This is a genomic window from Streptomyces ficellus, from assembly GCF_009739905.1.
Taxonomy (GTDB): domain Bacteria; phylum Actinomycetota; class Actinomycetes; order Streptomycetales; family Streptomycetaceae; genus Streptomyces; species Streptomyces ficellus_A.
Genome location: NZ_CP034279.1, coordinates 1,466,063 through 1,483,417 on the forward strand (window position 1 = coordinate 1,466,063; position 17,355 = coordinate 1,483,417).

At 73.3% G+C, this 17,355-nt stretch carries 16 protein-coding genes; 7 read left to right on the plus strand and 9 right to left on the minus strand.

The window, feature by feature from the left end; all coding sequences use genetic code 11:
* Nucleotides 1–86 precede the first annotated feature (86 nt).
* Entirely contained in the window at nucleotides 87–944 is an 858-nt protein-coding gene (locus tag EIZ62_RS06445; RefSeq protein ID WP_156691757.1) for a phosphotransferase enzyme family protein, read from the plus strand.
* Between the two features lie 89 nt (nucleotides 945–1,033).
* Here EIZ62_RS06445 and EIZ62_RS06450 read toward each other — a convergent pair whose 3' ends face one another.
* A complete protein-coding gene (locus tag EIZ62_RS06450) occupies nucleotides 1,034–1,765 on the minus strand; it encodes a 3'-5' exonuclease (RefSeq protein ID WP_156691758.1) in 732 nt (243 codons plus the stop codon).
* A 105-nt stretch (nucleotides 1,766–1,870) separates the two neighbouring features.
* Nucleotides 1,871–3,112, minus strand: a complete 1,242-nt coding sequence (locus tag EIZ62_RS06455) for an SAV2148 family HEPN domain-containing protein (RefSeq protein WP_156691759.1) — start codon at nucleotides 3,110–3,112, stop codon at nucleotides 1,871–1,873.
* Between the two features lie 482 nt (nucleotides 3,113–3,594).
* Here EIZ62_RS06455 and glgX point away from each other — a divergent pair, with 482 nt between their 5' ends.
* From glgX to EIZ62_RS06470, 3 genes are all read left to right on the plus strand, one after another.
* Nucleotides 3,595–5,718, plus strand: coding sequence for a glycogen debranching protein GlgX (gene glgX, locus EIZ62_RS06460; RefSeq protein WP_156691760.1), 2,124 nt, complete (start codon nucleotides 3,595–3,597; stop codon nucleotides 5,716–5,718).
* A gap of 126 nt (nucleotides 5,719–5,844) precedes the next feature.
* Nucleotides 5,845–8,181 carry a malto-oligosyltrehalose synthase gene (treY, locus tag EIZ62_RS06465; protein WP_156691761.1) on the plus strand — a complete coding sequence of 779 codons (2,337 nt, stop codon included), beginning with the start codon at nucleotides 5,845–5,847 and terminating at the stop codon, nucleotides 8,179–8,181.
* 238 nt (nucleotides 8,182–8,419) lie between these two features.
* Nucleotides 8,420–8,776: a beta/gamma crystallin domain-containing protein gene (locus EIZ62_RS06470; RefSeq protein ID WP_156691762.1), complete on the plus strand. Its 357-nt coding sequence runs from the start codon at nucleotides 8,420–8,422 to the stop codon at nucleotides 8,774–8,776.
* Nucleotides 8,777–8,898: 122 nt separating this feature from the next.
* On the opposite strand, the gene EIZ62_RS06475 is transcribed toward EIZ62_RS06470, so the two are convergent.
* A complete protein-coding gene (locus EIZ62_RS06475) occupies nucleotides 8,899–9,447 on the minus strand; it encodes a DUF1707 and FHA domain-containing protein (RefSeq protein ID WP_156691763.1) in 549 nt (182 codons plus the stop codon).
* A gap of 197 nt (nucleotides 9,448–9,644) precedes the next feature.
* Between EIZ62_RS06475 and treZ the strand changes: the two genes are divergently transcribed.
* The gene (treZ, locus tag EIZ62_RS06480; RefSeq protein ID WP_156691764.1) at nucleotides 9,645–11,390 is read left to right on the plus strand and encodes a malto-oligosyltrehalose trehalohydrolase; all 1,746 of its coding nucleotides are present in this window, start codon (nucleotides 9,645–9,647) and stop codon (nucleotides 11,388–11,390) included.
* 48 nt (nucleotides 11,391–11,438) lie between these two features.
* On the opposite strand, the gene EIZ62_RS06485 is transcribed toward treZ, so the two are convergent.
* The gene (locus EIZ62_RS06485) at nucleotides 11,439–12,065 is read right to left on the minus strand and encodes a nucleoside/nucleotide kinase family protein (protein WP_156691765.1); all 627 of its coding nucleotides are present in this window, start codon (nucleotides 12,063–12,065) and stop codon (nucleotides 11,439–11,441) included.
* A 66-nt stretch (nucleotides 12,066–12,131) separates the two neighbouring features.
* Between EIZ62_RS06485 and EIZ62_RS06490 the strand changes: the two genes are divergently transcribed.
* Nucleotides 12,132–12,521 carry a VOC family protein gene (locus EIZ62_RS06490; protein ID WP_156691766.1) on the plus strand — a complete coding sequence of 130 codons (390 nt, stop codon included), beginning with the start codon at nucleotides 12,132–12,134 and terminating at the stop codon, nucleotides 12,519–12,521.
* An 85-nt stretch (nucleotides 12,522–12,606) separates the two neighbouring features.
* Here the strand turns inward: EIZ62_RS06490 and EIZ62_RS06495 are convergent, their stop codons facing one another.
* From EIZ62_RS06495 to EIZ62_RS06505, 3 genes are all read right to left on the minus strand, one after another.
* Nucleotides 12,607–12,867, minus strand: a complete 261-nt coding sequence (locus tag EIZ62_RS06495) for a ferredoxin (RefSeq protein WP_208827793.1) — start codon at nucleotides 12,865–12,867, stop codon at nucleotides 12,607–12,609.
* A 37-nt stretch (nucleotides 12,868–12,904) separates the two neighbouring features.
* On the minus strand, nucleotides 12,905–13,795 hold the full coding sequence (locus EIZ62_RS06500; protein WP_156691767.1) for a DUF4097 family beta strand repeat-containing protein: 891 nt from the start codon (nucleotides 13,793–13,795) through the stop codon (nucleotides 12,905–12,907).
* 122 nt (nucleotides 13,796–13,917) lie between these two features.
* Nucleotides 13,918–14,448: a toxin-antitoxin system HicB family antitoxin gene (locus EIZ62_RS06505; protein WP_156691768.1), complete on the minus strand. Its 531-nt coding sequence runs from the start codon at nucleotides 14,446–14,448 to the stop codon at nucleotides 13,918–13,920.
* 516 nt (nucleotides 14,449–14,964) lie between these two features.
* On the opposite strand from EIZ62_RS06505, the gene EIZ62_RS06510 reads away from it, so the two are divergent.
* A complete protein-coding gene (locus EIZ62_RS06510; RefSeq protein ID WP_156691769.1) occupies nucleotides 14,965–15,531 on the plus strand; it encodes a GNAT family N-acetyltransferase in 567 nt (188 codons plus the stop codon).
* Here the strand turns inward: EIZ62_RS06510 and msrB are convergent.
* Both msrB and murC read right to left on the minus strand, forming a co-directional pair.
* Nucleotides 15,491–15,898, minus strand: a complete 408-nt coding sequence (gene msrB / locus EIZ62_RS06515; protein WP_156691770.1) for a peptide-methionine (R)-S-oxide reductase MsrB — start codon at nucleotides 15,896–15,898, stop codon at nucleotides 15,491–15,493. The two genes, EIZ62_RS06510 and msrB, sit on opposite strands and share 41 nt — an antisense overlap.
* A 10-nt stretch (nucleotides 15,899–15,908) precedes the next feature.
* Nucleotides 15,909–17,315 (minus strand): UDP-N-acetylmuramate--L-alanine ligase, encoded by a 1,407-nt coding sequence (gene murC, locus EIZ62_RS06520; protein ID WP_156691771.1) that lies wholly within the window; start codon nucleotides 17,313–17,315, stop codon nucleotides 15,909–15,911.
* Nucleotides 17,316–17,355 lie beyond the last annotated feature (40 nt).

Sequence of the window (17,355 nt, forward strand, 5' to 3'; positions counted from 1 at the left end):
TCCTGACGGGCCGCCGGTTCGTCAAGGCAACGTGCGCGGATGCGAGACTTTGCCCGGTCGGCACGGGCACGGGAGGGACGGACGCGATGGACGAGGTACGGGCGCGGGAGGTCCTGAGCGCCGCCGGGCTGGACGGCGCGGGCGGCGCGGTGCTCCTGGCGCTGGGTGAGAACGCCGTCTTCGCCGCCGGCGACCTGGTGGTGAAGGTGGGCCGGGACGCCGGGCTGCTGGAGCGGGCCGAGCGGGAGGTCGCCGTGGCCTCCTGGCTGGCGGAGGCCGGGGTGCCCGCCGTACGGGCCGCGGAGCCGAAGCCGCGGCTGGTGGAGGGCCACCCGGTGACGGTCTGGCACCGCCTGCCCGACGCCGTCCGCCCGCCGGAGCCCCGGGACCTCGCCCCGCTGCTGCGCCGCGTCCACGCCCTCCCGGAGCCGCCCTTCCCGCTGCCGCCCCGCGAACTGCTGGGCGGGGTGGAGCGGTGGCTGCGGCTCGCGGGCGACGCGATCGACCCGGCGGACGCGGCGTTCCTGCGCGAGCGGCGTGACGGGTTCGCCGGGGCGGCGGCCGCGCTCGTCCCGCACCTGCCGCGCGGCCCGATCCACGGGGACGCGCTGCCGCGCAACGTGCACGTCGGCCCGGACGGCCCGGTCCTGGTGGACCTGGAGACGTTCTCGGTGGACCTGCGCGAGCACGACCTGGTGGTCCTCGCGCTGGCCCGGGACCGCTACGGCCTCGACCCGGCCGCCCACGACGCGTTCACCGAGGCGTACGGCTGGGACGTGCGCGAGTGGGACGGCTGCGGGGTGCTCCGGGGCGCCCGGGAGACCGCGAGCTGCGCCTGGGTGGCCCAGCACGCGCCGTCGAACCCGAAGGCGCTCGCCGAGTTCCGCCGCCGGGTCGCCTCGCTGCGGGAAGGGGACGCGGAGGTCCGCTGGTACCCGTTCTGACATCGGCGAACTCCGGTCCCGGGCGGGAGGCTTGACGTGCGGGTGGCCCTCCTCGGGTGACCGGGGAGGCGGGGAGCCGCCCCGCGGACTCAGCCGGCCGCGGTCGGCGCCGGGGCGAGTGCGCGCAGCGGCCAGGACGGGTCTATGACGGCGTCCGGGGTGCCCTTGCGGCGCAGGAAGCGCTGGAAGTCGGCCGCCCAGCGGGCGTACCACACCACCTGGCGCCGGTGCAGCTCCTCGGGGGTGAGCGCCGCGACGGCGGCGTGCCGCTCGGCTATCGCGCAGGCGACGAGGACGGCCGCCAGCGCGTCGGCCGCCGCCTGGTGGGCGCCGTCGAGCACCACGCCGTACTCGGCGCAGACCGCCTCCAGGTTCCGCTTCCCCCGGCGGTACTGGTCGACGGCGCGGTCGATGGTGTACGGGTCGACGACCGGTCCTGTCGGCGCGCCGCCCAGACGTTCGCCGAGGTCCGGCAGGCCGTGCCGGCGCAACTCGGCGCTGAGCAGGGTCAGGTCGAAGGCCGCGTTGTACGCCACGACCGGGACGCCGCGTGTCCAGTACCCGACGAGGGTGTCGGCGAGCTCGTCGGCGACCTCGCGGACCGGGCGGCCCTCCGCCACGGCCCGTTCGTTGCTGATGCCGTGGATGGCGGAGGCCTGGGCGGGGATCCTGATGCCCGGATCGGCCAGCCAGTCGCGGCGTACCACCGCCTCCCCGCCCCGCACCTCCACGACGGCGGCCGTCACGATGCGCGCCTCGAGCGGCTCCGTGCCGGTCGTCTCCAGATCGAAGCCGACGAGCGTCTCCCCGTGCCAGCCCATGCTGCTCCTCCTCGCGATGCTGTGGTGCGCCCCCCAGTCGGTGCACTCCCCCTGTGGGTTTTCACCTTCGCACGCACCACTGACAACGCCGCTCGGACGCGGCTCTCACGAGACCGGACGGGAGTCGGCCCAGACCGACTCGAACTCCTCGCGGTAGGTCGCGAACAGGCCGTGGTCGCTCTCCGCCCCAGAGGTGACGACCGGTCGCCTGCCGCCGCGCAGCACCAGCACCGGTGCCTCCATGCCCCGGGCCCGGCGGAGGTAGGACTGGACGACTCCCACCCCGTCCGCGCCGTCGCCGTCGACGAGGTACGCGGTGAAGCGCGGCGTCTCGTCGAAGACCTGGATCTGGAAGGCCCCCGGGTCCCGCAGCCTGGAGCGCACGCGCCGCATGTGGAGGATGTTCATCTCCACCGAGCGGCTGAGTTCGCCCTTTTTGATCCCGAGTTCCCTTTCGCGTCGTTTGACGGAACTGCTCGCCGGGTTGAGGAACAGCAGGCGTATCCGGCAGCCGGACTCGGCGAGCCGCACCAGCCGCCGCCCGGAGAAGTTCTGCACGAGGAGGTTCAGGCCTATGCCGATCGCGTCGAGCCGGCGCGCCCCGCCGAAGAGGTCCTCGGCGGGCAGCTGCCGCTGGAGCCGCACCCGGTCGGGGTGGACGGAGACGACGTCGGCGTACCGGTCCCCGACGAGGTCCTCGACCGCGTCGACCGGCAGCCGGTGCGCGGACGGTACGCCCGCTCCGCCGCCCAGGATCTCCAGCAGCCGCGCGGAGGCCCGCTCGGACTGGTCGAGCACGGTGCGCGACAGGGCCCGGTTGCGGGAGACCACGTTCCGGGTGACCTCCAGCTCGTCCAGGGCGAGCTCCACCTCGCGCCGGTCGTCGAAGTAGGGCTCGAAGCAGGGCCAGTGCTGGATCATCAGCTCGCGCAGCTGGGGCAGCGTGAGGAAGCTGAGAACGTTGTCGTCCGCCGGGTCCAGGAGATAGCCCTTGCGGCGGGACACCTCGCGCACGGCGACGGCCCGCTGCACCCACTCCTGCCCGGCCGGCCCGGCCGCGGCCACCACCCAGTCGTCGCCGTGGACCGGTTCGTACACGGGCCGCAGGACGGCGGCCACCACGGCACGCAGCCGCTGTTCGACCAGATTCAGCCAGATATAGGCCCGTCCGGCGCGCTGGGCGCGGGTCCGCACCTCGCTCCAGGCCTCCGCACCCCAGTCCAGTTCCGCACCGATCTCCATCGGCCGGGCGAGTGAGACCGCGCCGGGCGGGACATCAGCGGGGTCAGTGGAGTCCCCCTCATGACCTGAGTCACCTGGGGGCAGCTCCAGCCCTCCCGAGCTCACCCGCGCACCGCCTTCTGCTCCTGGACGCCCGTCTCCAACGATCAAGGAAGGGTACTCCGGGACCGGGAGGCGGTGCAGCCCGATCCCCCAGGCTCCTTCGCCAACGGCCATGATTCTTCCGCCCGTTCCCCGGGCCGGCGCGGTCCCGAGTGAGCGGATTCACCATGGTCCGCCCGCCGGGCCGCCCGGCCCGCGCCGGCGGCGGCGCTCCGTCCACCGGCACGGCGCCCCCATGGCGGCCGGGGGCGACGGCGGGGAACGCGAGGTTGACCCGGGCAACCGGGCGGTCCCCGCCGGCGACCCGCGCGGTGTGCTGATCGGACGAATCAGACCCGGAGGGCGATTTCCGGCCAGTGTGCCCGTCGCACCCCCCGGTCACCCGGTAGGACCGGCCGAAGTCCTAGGACGCGGCACCACTTTCGGGGAGGATTCTGGCTCAAGTGACCCCCATCAGCCGGATCAGAAGTGGAAGAGTCTTATCTATGCAGGTCTGGCCGGGACAGGCGTATCCGCTCGGCGCCACGTACGACGGCGCCGGGACTAACTTCGCGGTCTTCTCGGAGGCCGCCGACCGAATCGAGCTGTGTCTGCTCCACGACGACGGCTCGGAGACCGCGGTGGAGCTGCGCGAGTCCGACGCGTTCGTACGGCACGCGTACCTGCCCGGCGTGATGCCGGGCCAGCGGTACGGGTTCCGGGTCCACGGGCCGTACGCGCCGGAGCAGGGACAGCGCTGCAACTCCGCGAAACTGCTGCTCGATCCGTACGCGCGGGCGGTCGCCGGCGCCATCGACTGGGGCGAGGCGGTGTACGGCTACCACTTCGGCAAGCCGGACTCCCGCAACGACCTGGACTCGGCGCCGCACACGATGACGTCCGTCGTCGTCAACCCGTACTTCGACTGGGGCGACGACCGTCCGCCGCGTACCGACTACCACCGGACGGTGATCTACGAAGCCCATGTGAAGGGCCTGACGATGCTCCATCCGGCCCTGCCGGAGGAGCTGCGCGGGACGTACGCGGGGCTCGCCCACCCGGCCGTGATCGAGCACCTGACCGAGCTGGGGGTCACGGCGCTGGAACTGATGCCGGTGCACCAGTTCGTCAACGACCACCGGCTGGCGGACGCGGGGCTGGCCAACTACTGGGGCTACAACACCATCGGGTTCTTCGCCCCGCACAACACTTACGCCTCCTGGGGCGACCGCGGCCAGCAGGTGCTGGAGTTCAAGTCGGCGGTGCGCGCCCTGCACCAGGCGGGCATCGAGGTCATCCTGGACGTGGTCTACAACCACACGGCCGAGGGCAACCACCTGGGCCCGACGCTCTCCTTCCGGGGCCTGGACAACCCGTCGTACTACCGGCTGGTCGAGGACAACCCCCGGTACTACATGGACACCACGGGCACCGGGAACTCGCTGCTCATGCGCTCGCCGCACGTGCTCCAGCTGATCATGGACTCGCTGCGGTACTGGGTGACGGAGATGCACGTCGACGGTTTCCGCTTCGACCTGGCGGCGACCCTGGCGCGCCAGTTCCACGAGGTGGACCGGCTGTCGTCGTTCTTCGACCTCGTGCAGCAGGACCCGGTGGTGAGCCAGGTGAAGCTGATCGCCGAGCCCTGGGACGTCGGCGAGGGCGGGTACCAGGTGGGCAACTTCCCGCCGCTGTGGACCGAGTGGAACGGCAAGTACCGCGACACGGTGCGGGACCTGTGGCGGGGCGAGCCGCGCACGCTGGCGGAGTTCGCGTCCCGCCTGACCGGCTCCTCGGACCTCTACCAGGACGACGGGCGCCGCCCGCTCGCCTCGGTCAACTTCGTCACCTGCCACGACGGCTTCACCATGCGCGACCTCGTCTCGTACAACGACAAGCACAACGAGGCCAACGGCGAGGGCAACCGGGACGGCGAGAGCCACAACCGCTCCTGGAACTGCGGCGCCGAGGGCGAGACCGAGGACGAGGGGATCGAGGAGCTGCGGCTGCGCCAGATGCGCAACTTCATCGCCACGCTGATGCTGTCGCAGGGCGTGCCGATGCTGAGCCACGGCGACGAGTTCGGGCGGACCCAGGGCGGCAACAACAACGCGTACTGCCAGGACAACGAGATCGCCTGGGTGCACTGGCCGGAGGAGGACTCCGAGACGGCAAGGGCGCTGCTGGAGTTCACCCGTTCGATGGTGTGGCTGCGGCGCGACCACCCGGTCTTCCGGCGGCGGCGCTTCTTCCACGGGCGTCCGGTGGAGGGGACGCACGACGAACTGTCGGACATCAACTGGTTCACCCCCGAGGGTGACGAGATGACCGCGCGCGACTGGCAGGCGGCCCACGCCAAGGCCCTGTCGGTGTTCCTGAACGGCAGCGCGATCTCCGAACCGGGACCGCGCGGGGAGCGGATCGGGGACGACTCGTTCCTGCTGATGTTCAACGCGAGCGCCGAGGACCTGGACTTCGTGGTGCCGGTCAACCACGGCCGCCAGTGGCAGGTGGTCGTGGACACCGCCCAGCCCGGGGGCGTCGAGCCGGGACAGGGCGCCAAGGTGGCCGCCGGCGACCGCCTCACCCTGATCGGCCGCAGCCTGACGGTGCTCCGGCGCCCCGCCTGACCGCCCGGACGGGTGTACGCGTGCGCCCGGACAGGTGTACGCGTACACCCGGACGGAACGTGGCGTCGGGCGTAAATCGCATCACCCGATGACACATAGGCCGCCCAAGCGGGTACGTACGTTCGCATGACGCCCAACTCCACCTATAGGCTCCAGATCCAGCCGGACTTCCCCTTCTCGGCCGCCGGGGAAGCGGTGCCGTACCTCGCCTCGCTCGGGGTCTCGCACCTGCATCTGTCGCCGGTCCTGGAGGCGGTCCCCGGCTCCACGCACGGGTACGACGTCACCGACCACGGCCGGGTGCGCGAGGAGCTGGGCGGCGAGGCCGGCCTGCGGGCCCTCGCGCGCACGGCCCGCGCCCACGGCCTCGGCCTGGTCGTGGACCTGGTGCCCAACCACATGGCCGCGGCCCCCCGGCACAACAGGGCCCTGTGGGAGGTGCTGCGGGACGGGCCCTCGTCGCCGTACGCCCGCTGGTTCGACATCGACTGGGCGGCGGGCGGCGACAAGGTCCTGCTGCCGGTGCTGCCGGGCCGCATCGGCGACGAGCTGGCGGAGCTGCGCGTCGAGGGCGGGACGCTGCGCCACGGCGAGCAGGAGTTCCCGCTGCGGCCGGGTACGGAGGGGCTGGCGCTGCCGGAGCTGCTGGACGCCCAGTGGTACCGGCCGGCCTGGTGGCGGCTGGCCCGCACCGACCTGAACTACCGCCGGTTCTTCACCATCTCCGACCTCATCGGGGTACGGGTCGAGGATCCGGAGGTGTTCGAGGCGACCCACGCCAAGATCGTGGAGCTGGTGCGGGACGGTGTGATCGAAGGGCTGCGGATCGACCACCCGGACGGGCTGGCGGAACCCGGGGCGTACCTGGAGCGGCTGCGGCGGGCGACGGGCGGGGACTGCTGGATCGTCGTGGAGAAGATCCTCACCGACGAGGAACGGCTGCCCGCGGACTGGGCGGTCGCGGGCACGACCGGCTACGACGCGCTGCGGCGGATCGACGGCCTGTTCGTCGACGAGGCGGGCGCCGGGGAACTGGCCGAACACTACCGGCGCTTCGCCAACCCGGCCGGTGACCGCGGCGGGGACTGGGAGGCGACGGCGCGGCGCGCCGCGTACAAGGTGGTGACGCACGAGCTGGCCTCGGAGGTCGCGTACCTGACCCGCACGGCCGTGTCCGTCTGCGCCGCCGACCCGGCGCTGCGGGACCATGCCCCGTGGGCGCTGCGCGCCGCCGTGCGGGAGCTGCTGATCCGGGTGCCGGTCTACCGCCCCTACGGGCCGGGCGCCGAGGACGTCCTGACCCCGGAGGCGGCCGAGGAGGCGAAGGCGACGTTCACGGTGCCGGAGGAGGCGGCGGCCGTCGACGTGGTGCGCGACCTGGCGCTGGGCCGCCTCGGGGACGGGCCGGCGCACCGGGCGTTCCTGACGCGCTTCGCGCAGACCTCGTCGGCGTTGCGCGCGAAGTCCGTCGAGGACACGGCGTTCTACCGGTACACGCCGCTGGTCTCGGCGAACGAGGTGGGCGGCGAGCCGGGCAGGCCCGCGGTGGACCCGGCGGAGTTCCACGCGTACTGCGAGCGGCTGGACCGGGACTGGCCGGCCACCGGGACGGTGCTGTCCACGCACGACACCAAGCGCAGCGCCGACGTGCGGGCCAGGATCGCGGTGCTGTCGGAGTGCCCCCAGCGGTGGGCGAAGCTGCTGGACGACGTGGCGCGGACGCCCGCCCCGGACGGTCAGGTCGCGTGGGCGGCGTGGCAGACAGCGCTGGGCTTCGGCTACCCGTACGGGGACCGGCTGGCGCCGGCGGTGCTGAAGGCGGCGCGGGAGGCGGGGCTGCGCACGAGCTGGACGGAGCCGGATCCGGCGTACGAGCAGGCGGTGCTGGACTTCGTGGACGCGGGCCCGGCCGGCCCCGGCCTCTACACCGTCTCCCTGCTGGCCCGCGATCTGGACCCCCACGTCCGGGCGAACACGCTCGGCGCGGCCCTGCTGCACCTGACCATGCCGGGCGTTCCTGACCTGTACCAGGAGACCGAGCGCGTCTACCTGGCACTCGTCGACCCGGACAACCGGCGGCCGTTCCGTGAGGGGCCGCCGGATGAGAAGACGGCCGTCACGCGTGCGGCGCTGCGGCTCCGGCGGCGCCACCCGGAGGCGTTCGGCGCGTCGGGGACGTACCGGGCGCTGACGGCGAGCGGCCCGGCGGCCGGACACTGCGTGGCGTTCGCCCGTGGGGACGAGACGGTCACGGCGGTCACCCGGCTGTCGCTGCGGCTCGCCGAGGGCGGCGGCTGGGGCGACACCTCCCTGGCCCTGCCGGAGGGCCGCTGGTTCGACGCGCTGGACACGGGGCGGGAGTTCCGGGGCGGGGAGGTGCCCGTGGCGGACCTGTTCGCGGCGCGTCCGGTGGCCCTGCTCAGCCGCCGCCCGCTGACGGAGGGTGCGGAACAGGCCGGGTGACGCGAAGTCGAGGCCACGCGTGATCGATCTGGACATTCGGGGGTGCATTCCGGACTGGCTCCACACAACCGATTGCCGTGTACAGCGGTTGCGAAGGATCGTCGTTGTCGCAGTACGAAACGAGGCCACGACAACAATCGCGGATGCGCCGGAAAAGCCGTGCGACGCGGCACCTTTCCACGCTGTCCGTGAGGGTTGCGAAGTGGCCATTCGGCGATATTCGAGCCAGGGAGAACCTGTGATTTCACGAGCGAAGCGGGTCGCACGCTCAGCGGCCGTGGCGGTCTCCGCCGCGGCCGCGTTCACCATGATGCTGCCGACCGGCAACGCGTACGCCATCAACCATGTCGAATGCCGTGGCGGTGAGAACTTCTTAAAGATCTGGTCGCACAGCGGCGGCGGACGCCACAGCGTGGACTGCTACGCGAACCGCGGCCGGACCGACTTCGGCGGCTGGTGGGTCGACCGGATCTCCACCGGGAACAACGACCTCATCTACTACGACGCGAACGGCGATTCCGTCAGGATCAACCGGTGGACGGACATCAGCTTCCCGAACCGGCCCCCGAAGGTGAATTCCATCGAAATCCTGTAACGCGGCACTTTCTGCGACGCGGCACCATATGTGGCGCGGCATATTCTGTGGCGCGGTACTTTCTGTGACGCGTCACGGGGACGGTCCACCGGGTACGGCGAAGCCGATGGCCCGGGGACGCCTCAGCGGCCGGAGAGCCGGAAGCTCATCCGGCCGAACGCCACCATGTCGCCGGCCTGGACGACGACCGCGCCGGTGACGCGCCGTCCGTTGACGGAGGTTCCGTTGGTGGAACCGAGGTCGCGCAGCACCCACATCCCGTTCTGCAGGGCCAGTTCGGCGTGCAGCCGGGAGACCGTCTCGTGACTGAGCCGCAGTCCGTTGGCCGGGTCCCTCCCTATGCGCAACGGGTGGGGGCCCGGCTCCGGGAGGAGCAGCTTGGGCAGCCGCTCCGCCTGCCACGCCCTGCGCAGCCGCACATGGAACGCGGAGGCCCGTTCGACCGCGCCGAACAGCCGCTTGGACCAGCGGCCTTCGGTCTGGAGGTCGGCGGTGAGGGCCGCCAGCTCGTCGGGGCGGCGGGCGACCAGGGCCAGTTCCATGCGCCGCAGGAACGTGTCGTGCGACAGCTTGCCCTGCGCGGCGCCTTCCCTCAGCAGCCCCAGCGCACGGTCCCGTTCGGCGTCGGAGAGCCGAACGGGGGGCGTGTAGGACTCGAAAGCGGACGTCACGGGACTGATTGTCGGTCCGGCCGGGCCGGAGTGTCCAGACGGGCCCCGTTGTCGGACCCCGTTGGTACGGTCTTGGTACGTGATCAGCGGGGGGCTCGGCACGTACGACGACGCATGTGGTCCATTCGGCCAAGTGTCGTGCTTCCCGATCTCGATCTTGTCAGGATTGGGGCGTCACGACGACGAGGGGATGACCAGTGCTGTTCGAGGTGTGGGCACCGCAGGCAGGGGACCGGGTCGAGCTCCAACTCCACGGGGGGTCGCACCCCTTGGAGCGGGATCCCCAGCGGCACGGCTGGTGGGTGGCCCAGGTGGAGGCCGGGGACGGCGCACGGTACGGGTACGCGCTGGACGGTGGGCCCGTGCTGCCCGACCCCAGGTCGCGGCGCCAGCCGGACGGGCCCGACGGTCTGAGCGCGCTCGTCGACCACACCACGTACGCCTGGCGCCACGAGCCCCCGGCGCGCGGACTGCGCGGGGCCGTGCTGTACGAGATGCACGTCGGCACCTACACGCCGGAGGGCACCCTGGACGCGGCCGCCGGGCGGCTGGACCACCTGGTGGACCTGGGTGTCACGCACGTGGAGCTGATGCCGCTGTGCCCCTTCCCCGGACGGCACGGGTGGGGGTACGAGGGCGTGTCGCTGTGGGCGGTGCACGAGCCGTACGGCGGCCCGCAGGCGCTGAAGCGCTTCGTCGACGCGGCGCACGGCCTGGGCCTCGGCGTGGTGCTGGACGTGGTGCACAACCACCTGGGCCCCTCCGGCAACTACCTCCCGGCCTTCGGACCGTACTTCACCGACACCCACCACACCCCGTGGGGCGCCGCGGTGAACCTGGACGCGCCCGGCTCGGACGAGGTGCGGGCCTACCTGCTGGGCAGCGCGCTGAGCTGGCTGCGCGACTACCGGATCGACGGGCTGCGCCTCGACGCGGTGCACGCGCTGGCCGACACCCGGGCGCTGACGTTCCTGGAGGAGCTGACGGCCGCCGTGGACGAACTGGCCGCCGAGCAGGGCCGGGAGCTGTTCCTGATCGCCGAGTCGGACCTGGCCGACCCGCGCACCACGACCCCGCGCGCCGAGGGCGGCCTCGGCCTGCACGCCCAGTGGAACGACGACTTCCACCACGCCCTGCACACCGCCCTGACCGGCGAGTCGCAGGGATACTACGGGGACTTCGCGCGGGCCCCGCTCGCCGCCCTCGCCAAGACGCTCGGCCATGTGTTCTTCCACGACGGCACGTACTCCACGTTCCGCGACCGTACGCACGGCCGTCCGGTCGACCGGGTGCGGACCCCGGCGCACCGCTTCCTCGGGTACACCCAGACCCACGACCAGGTCGGCAACCGGGCCACGGGCGACCGGCTGTCGGCGTCCTGCTCACCCGGGCTGCTGGCGTGCGCGGCGGCCCTGGCGCTGACCGGCCCGTTCACCCCGATGCTCTTCATGGGCGAGGAGTGGGGGGCGAGCACCCCGTGGCAGTTCTTCACCGACCACACGGACCCGGAGCTGGCGGAGGCGGTCCGCAGCGGCCGGCGCCGGGAGTTCGCCGAGCACGGCTGGGCGGAGGAGGACGTGCCGGACCCGCAGGACCCGGCGACCCGGGACCGTTCCTGCCTGGACTGGGCGGAGCGGGAGCGGGAGCCGCACGCCCGGCTGCTCGCCTGGTACCGGGAGCTGATCGCGCTGCGGGCCTCCCAGCCGGACCTGGCCGATCCGGACCTCGCCGCGGTGCGGGTGGCCTTCGACGAGGAGGCCCGCTGGCTGGCGTACCGGCGGGGCGACCTGCGGGTCGCGGTCAACTTCGCCAAGGAGCCCGTCAGGATCCCGCTCGGCAGCCGCGGCCGGGTCCTGGCGTCCTGGGAAGCGGTGGAGATGCCGAACGGGGACGGGCTGATGACCCTGCCCCCGGAGTCGTGCGTGGTGCTGGCGGACGCGTGAGCCCGTTCCGCCGGACGGGGGCGCGCCCGCCCGGGGCACCCGGAGCGGTCAGTCCGTGCGGACGACGAGATCGGCGCGACCGCGTCCGGTGGCCACGAGCCGGGCGTTGGCCTCGTCCGACTCGCTGACCCAGCGCTCGGCGTGGGAACGGTCCTTGCCGAACCGCACGTGCCGTTCCACCAGGCGGTGGACGCGGTGCCGGTCGTCCAGCTCCAGGAACCAGACCTCGTCGAGGAGCGGGCGGACGGCCGCCCAGGGGCCGTCGTCGTGCAGGAGGTAGTTGCCCTCGGTGATGACGAGCGGTACGTCGGGTCCGACCGGGATGCTGCCGGCGACCGGCTCCTCCAGGGCCCGGTCGAAGGCGGGGGCGTAGACGACGGTGCCGGGCTCGGCGGCGCGGAGGCGGGTGAGCAGGGCGGCGTACCCGGCGGCGTCGAACGTGTCGGGGGCGCCCTTGCGCCCGGCGCGGCCCAGGCGGTGCAGTTCGGCCGCGGCGAGGTGGAAGCCGTCCATGGGCACGAGGGCGGCGAGCCCGCCGAGGCGGTCCGCCAGCCGGGCCGCGAGCGTCGACTTGCCCGCGCCCGGCGCGCCGGCCAGGCCCAGAACGCGGCGGGTGCCGGGGACGGCGAGGCCGCGGGCGCGGTCGGTGAGCTCGGCGAACACGTGCGGGTCCATGGGAGCAGTGTGGCAGCCGCGCGGTCGGCTGGTCAGCCCGCTGTCATACGTATAACGTCTGGGGGTATGCCGCACATCGCCCTGATCACCCTCGTCGTCCGTGACTACGACGAGGCCATCGCCTTCTACACCGGAGCCCTCGGCTTCGAGCTCGTCGAGGACACCGACCGCGGGGACGGTTCGCGCTGGGTGGTGGTGCGGCCCCGGGGCGCCGGGCCCGGCACGGGGCTGCTGCTGGCCCGGGCCAACGGCGGGGCGCAGGAGGCGAGCGTGGGCGCGCAGACCGGCGGGCGCGTCGGATTCTTCCTGCACACCGAGGACTTCGACGGTGACCGGGCGCGGATGCTGGCGGCCGGGGTGCGGTTCCTGGAGGAGCCGCGTCACGAGCCGTACGGATCCGTCGTGGTCTTCGAGGACCTCTACGGGAACCGCTGGGACCTGCTCCAGCCGGCCTGACCCCGGTCCGGCGCCGCGCCCGGTCTTGATCTCGTCAGCCCCCGGCCGACCCGGGCGCCGCGCGGGGTGCGGGCCGCCGGCTCCGTTACTGCTCCGCGGGGTCCGGGGCGTCGAGGGCGATGGCCCCGGCCGGACAGAGGCCGACCGCCATCCGGGCGGCCGCCCGGTGCTCGGGGCCCGGGGTGGGGCTCAAGAGCACCACCAGGCCCTCCTCGTCGTCCTGGTCGAAGACCTCGGGAGCCGTGAGGGCGCACATACCGGCACCGGCACAGCGGTCACGGTCGGCGCTGAGGCGCAGCGGGTGCGGCTGGTTCGACGGGGGCAGCGCATTCGACGGGGTGCTCATGGAGGGCTCCTCCTCGTTCTGGGGCGGACCGGCGCGGTCAGGCGCGGCGGATGACGATGTCGCCGACCCCGGTCCGGGCGTGCACCTCGATGGTCTCGTCGGACTCGGCGGGGCCGGTGGAGGTGCCGAGCGCGTTGCGCACCGCGCCGTACTTCGTGGTGACATCGAGCCAGGCGGCGGTGCCCTCGTGGATGCCCACCTCGAGGTCGCCGACGGAGGTGCGCAGGTCGAGCCGGCCGCGTGTGGCGTCGCCGACGCGGATGCGGCCGTTGGCGGAGACCGCGTCGACCCCGGCGTGGGCGACGCCGATCTCGATCCGGCCGTTGGCACACTTGGCGCCCACGCCACTGTGCGCGACGCCGACCGAGATGTCGCCGTTGGCGGCGCCGGCCGTCAGGGCGCCGGTGACCTCGGCGACCTCGGTGGCACCGTTGGCGTTCTTGACGGTCGCCGCGCCGGCCACGGTGCCGACCTCGATCCGGCCCGCGCCGACGACCTCCACGTCCCCGGTCGAGCGGGCCAGGCGGATGTCGCCGTGGTCGGTCCTGAGGTCGGCGCCGGCCACCTCGTCCACCTGGAGGTCGCCGAACGAGGTCTTGAGGACGACGTCTCCGAGGCGGCCCTCGCAGAAGAAGCCACCCATGGCGGTGGCGCCCCGGACGTGCGATCCCGCGGGCAGTTCGATGCTCACCTCGATGGAGCCCGGCTTGCCGAACAGGGAGCGCTTCTTGGGCGTCTTGACGGTGAGGCGCCCCCCGGAGCAGGTGACCTGGGTCTGCTGCACGGCGCGTACGTCGTTGTCGTCGGATCCGTTGCGCGGCAGCACCTCCACGACCGTGTCGGTGCGCTTGCCCGCGGTGATGCGGGCGGTGCCCGCCTCCAGTTCGAGGGTGACGGAGATCGGTTCGGGCGTCTCGAAAGCAGGCATGGCGGTTCCGTCCTCTGGTTCGGGTGGGTGATCCCGCCCGTGCGGCGGGTGGTGACCGACGTCGGCGGGATCGGCGACCCGCCGGTGACAGGGGCGGCCGGTGGGGCCGGCGCGCCGGCGCGCTAGCGGACCCAGCCGGTGAAGCCCCGGCCGCCGGAGTCCTTGCCGCGGGCCGGCGGGGCGGCGCGCTCCCCGCCGTCGAGGGCGGTGGACACGGCCCGCACCAGCCACGCGTTGACCGACAGGCCCTCCGCCGCCGCGGCGTCCTCGGCGCGGGCCTTGAGGTGGGCGGGGAGGCGGAAGTTGATCCGCGCCACGGCACCGTCGTCGGCGTCCGCGGGCGGGGGCGGCGGCGTGGGCGCGGCGGGGGCCGCGACCGGCTCCCGGGTGTCCGTGAACGGTTCGGGGGCGGGCGGGGGTGTCACCACGAACTCGGGGTCGAGTCCGCGCAGCCGTACGTCGACCGAACCCGGCGCCAAGTCCCGCGTGACCTCACCCATGGCCGCGGACAGCGCGTTGAGCAGGGTCAGGCGGGCGGCGGACTCCAGGGGGGCGGTGAGCCGCTCGGCGAGGGCACGGGCGTCGTCGCCGCCGGCGTCCGCGGCGACGGCCAGCTCGTGCCGGAGGTTGTCGACGTAGGGCGTAAGGTCCATGACGCCATCATGGCACATAAGTGGCGCCGCCCGCGAGCCACTCCGCCACATTCCTGCGGAGGCGCGGTCTACCTGGTCATTTTCTCAGCCGCCCCGGACCAAAGGCGCAACCCGGACCGGGTGACGACTTGCCATTGACGCCAAGTGGCGCCATGGTGGCACCACCCAAGGCGACTTCTCTCAAGGCCGCGCTCGGCTTCCGACCTCGACGTCGAGGGCGAGAAGCTCGCGCGCACGGCGCAGGCCGGGCACGTGGTGCCGCCGCGGCGCGCGCACGAACCGGTCGGCTGACGACCGGCCGGCCGTGATCAGGCCCAGCGGCCCGGCGCCGCTGGGCCTGCCGCGCGTACGGCGCACCGGCCCGGCGGCGCGTGCTCCCGGGTCGGCGTGGGCCCGCTCCATCGGGCTGACCGCCCCGGCGGGCCCGTCGCGCGTACGGCGGCGGCGCGTCGCGTGTACGGCGGCGCCGCGGGCCCAACCGGCGGGCGGTGCGGCCTCGTTGGGTAGTCTCGCGGGATGCCTCTGCTCCAGCGTCTCCGGCCCGATCATGCCCAGGCCCTGCTCGCGTTCGAGCGGGAGAACCGGGACTACTTCGCCGCGTCCGTCCCCGACCGGGGTGACGACTACTTCGCGCACTTCGCCGCACGTCATGCCGGGCTGCTGGCCGAACAGGCGGCCGGGACGTGCTTCTTCCACCTGGTGCCGGGCAGCGGCGGCGAGGTGCTGGGCCGGGTCAACCTGGTCGACGTGGCGGACGGCTCGGCCGAGCTGGGCTACCGGTTCGCCGAACGCGCCACCGGCCGCGGGCTGGCCACGGCCGCCGTCCGGGAGGTCTGCGCCCTGGCCCGCGCGGAGTACGGGCTGACCTCCCTGCGGGCCGTCACGACCCTCGACAACCCCGCCTCCCGTGCCGTGCTGGCCCGTACCGGCTTCACGCCCACCGCCGAGATCGAGCTGGACGGCCGCCCGGGCCTCGCCTTCGTCCGCCACCTCCCGGCGGAGGACGAGGGCCGGGCGGACAGCACGGACCGCCCGGACGACGTCAGCCCTCGTCCGGGGTCAGCCTCAGTGAGATCGAGTTGATGCAGTAGCGCTGGTCGGTCGGGGTCGGGTAGCCCTCGCCCTCGAAGACATGGCCCAGGTGGGAGCCGCAGCGGGCGCAGCGGACCTCGACGCGGACCATGCCGAAGGAGCGGTCCTCGATCAGTTCGACCGCGTCGGAGTCCTTCGGGTCGTAGAAGGACGGCCAGCCGCAGTGGGACTCGAACTTGGTCGTGGAGGTGAACAGCTCGGCCCCGCAGGCGCGGCAGGAGTAGACGCCCTTGGTCTTGGTGTCGGTGTACTCACCGGTGAAGGCGCGCTCCGTGCCGGCCTCGCGCAGGACGTGGTACTCCTCGGGGGACAGCTCCGCGCGCCACTGCTCGTCCGGCTTGTCGACGTCGTACGACATCCGCTGCTCCTCAGTTCGACAGGCGGGCCAGGATCCTGGGGCCGAGGTCGGTGACGTCCCCGGCGCCCATGGTGAGAACGAGATCACCGGGCTTGGCCATTCCCGCGACGACGTCCGGGACGGTGTCCTTGTCGGGCACGGCGGTGACGTCGGCGCCGGCGGCGCGGGCCGCGTCGATGATCATGGCGCTGGTGACGCCCGGGATCGGGTCCTCGCGGGCCGGGTAGATCTCCAGGACGGCGGAGGCGTCGGCGAGCGCGAGGGCCTGGCCCATCTCCTTGCCCAGCTCCTGGGTGCGGGAGAAGAGGTGGGGCTGGAAGACGACCAGGAGGCGGGAGTCCCCGGCGGCGCCGCGCATGGCCTCCAGGTCGGCGGTCATCTCGGTGGGGTGGTGCGCGTACGAGTCGATGACCTGGACGCCCGCGGCCTCGCCCTTGAGCTGGAGGCGGCGGCCGACGCCGGTGTACGCGGTCAGGGCCTGGGCCAGGGCGGCCGGGTCGATGCCCACGCGGGCGCCGGCGGCGAGGGCGGCGGCGGCGTTGTGGGCGTAGTGGCGGCCGGGCACGGAGACGGTGAAGGTGTGCTCGGTGCCGTCGAGGGCGACGGTGACCTCGCTGGTCATGCCCTTGGGCGTGATGGCGAGGATCCGGGCGTCGGAGTCGGCCGACTCGCCGACCCGGACGACCGTCAGGTCGTCGCGGCCGGAGACCCGGCGGGCCAGCTCGCGGGCGCCGGCGTGCTCGCCGACGACCAGGGTGCCGCCGGGGCGGATCTTGGCGACGAAGGCCTCGAAGGACTCGTAGATCTCGTCCATCGAGGCGTAGTTGGCGTGGTGGTCCAGCTCGACGTTGAGGACGATGGCGACCTCGGGGTCGTACTTCTGGAAGCTGCGGTCGCTCTCGTCCGCCTCGGCGACGAAGATCTCGCCGTCGCCGTGCAGGGCGTTGGTGCCGGGCCCGGCGAGGTCGCCGCCGATGGCGTACGACGGGGCGAGGCCGAGCGAGGTGAGGGCGACGGCGAGCATCGAGGTGGTGGTGGTCTTGCCGTGCGTCCCGGCCACGGCGATCGCGCGCAGCCCGCTCATCAGGGCGGCCAGCGCGTCGGACCGGTGGACGACCGGGATGCCCAGCTCGGTGGCGCGGGCCAGCTCGGGGTTGTCGGCGCGGATGGCGCTGGAGACGACGACACAGCTCGTCGTCCCGGCGACGTTCTCCGCTGCGTGTCCGATGTGGACGGTCGCGCCGAGCGCCCGCAGGGACGCGGCGGTCTCGGACTCGCGCGCGTCGCTGCCGGCGACCTCGGCCCCGCGCTGGGCGAGGATCCTGGCGATGCCCGACATTCCGGCGCCGCCGATGCCGATGAAGTGCGGCCGCTCCATGGCGGCAGGAATCATGGCGGCAGGAAGGGCGGGTGCCATGGGTGGTTCTCCCCGGGGTGCGGCGGCGTGACGGGGCCCA

Excerpts from the sequence above, each read along its gene's own strand:
- EIZ62_RS06445 (WP_156691757.1), top strand. The coding sequence starts at position 87 with ATGGACGAGGTACGGGCGCGGGAGGTCCTGAGCGCCGCCGGGCTGGAC.
- EIZ62_RS06450 (WP_156691758.1), bottom strand. The coding sequence starts at position 1,765 with ATGGGCTGGCACGGGGAGACGCTCGTCGGCTTCGATCTGGAGACGACC.
- glgX (WP_156691760.1), top strand. The coding sequence starts at position 3,595 with ATGCAGGTCTGGCCGGGACAGGCGTATCCGCTCGGCGCCACGTACGAC.
- treY (WP_156691761.1), top strand. The coding sequence starts at position 5,845 with ATGACGCCCAACTCCACCTATAGGCTCCAGATCCAGCCGGACTTCCCC.
- EIZ62_RS06485 (WP_156691765.1), bottom strand. The coding sequence starts at position 12,065 with ATGGACCCGCACGTGTTCGCCGAGCTCACCGACCGCGCCCGCGGCCTC.
- EIZ62_RS06490 (WP_156691766.1), top strand. The coding sequence starts at position 12,132 with ATGCCGCACATCGCCCTGATCACCCTCGTCGTCCGTGACTACGACGAG.
- EIZ62_RS06495 (WP_208827793.1), bottom strand. The coding sequence starts at position 12,867 with ATGAGCACCCCGTCGAATGCGCTGCCCCCGTCGAACCAGCCGCACCCG.
- EIZ62_RS06500 (WP_156691767.1), bottom strand. The coding sequence starts at position 13,795 with ATGCCTGCTTTCGAGACGCCCGAACCGATCTCCGTCACCCTCGAACTG.
- EIZ62_RS06505 (WP_156691768.1), bottom strand. The coding sequence starts at position 14,448 with ATGGACCTTACGCCCTACGTCGACAACCTCCGGCACGAGCTGGCCGTC.
- EIZ62_RS06510 (WP_156691769.1), top strand. The coding sequence starts at position 14,965 with ATGCCTCTGCTCCAGCGTCTCCGGCCCGATCATGCCCAGGCCCTGCTC.
- msrB (WP_156691770.1), bottom strand. The coding sequence starts at position 15,898 with ATGTCGTACGACGTCGACAAGCCGGACGAGCAGTGGCGCGCGGAGCTG.
- murC (WP_156691771.1), bottom strand. The coding sequence starts at position 17,315 with ATGGCACCCGCCCTTCCTGCCGCCATGATTCCTGCCGCCATGGAGCGG.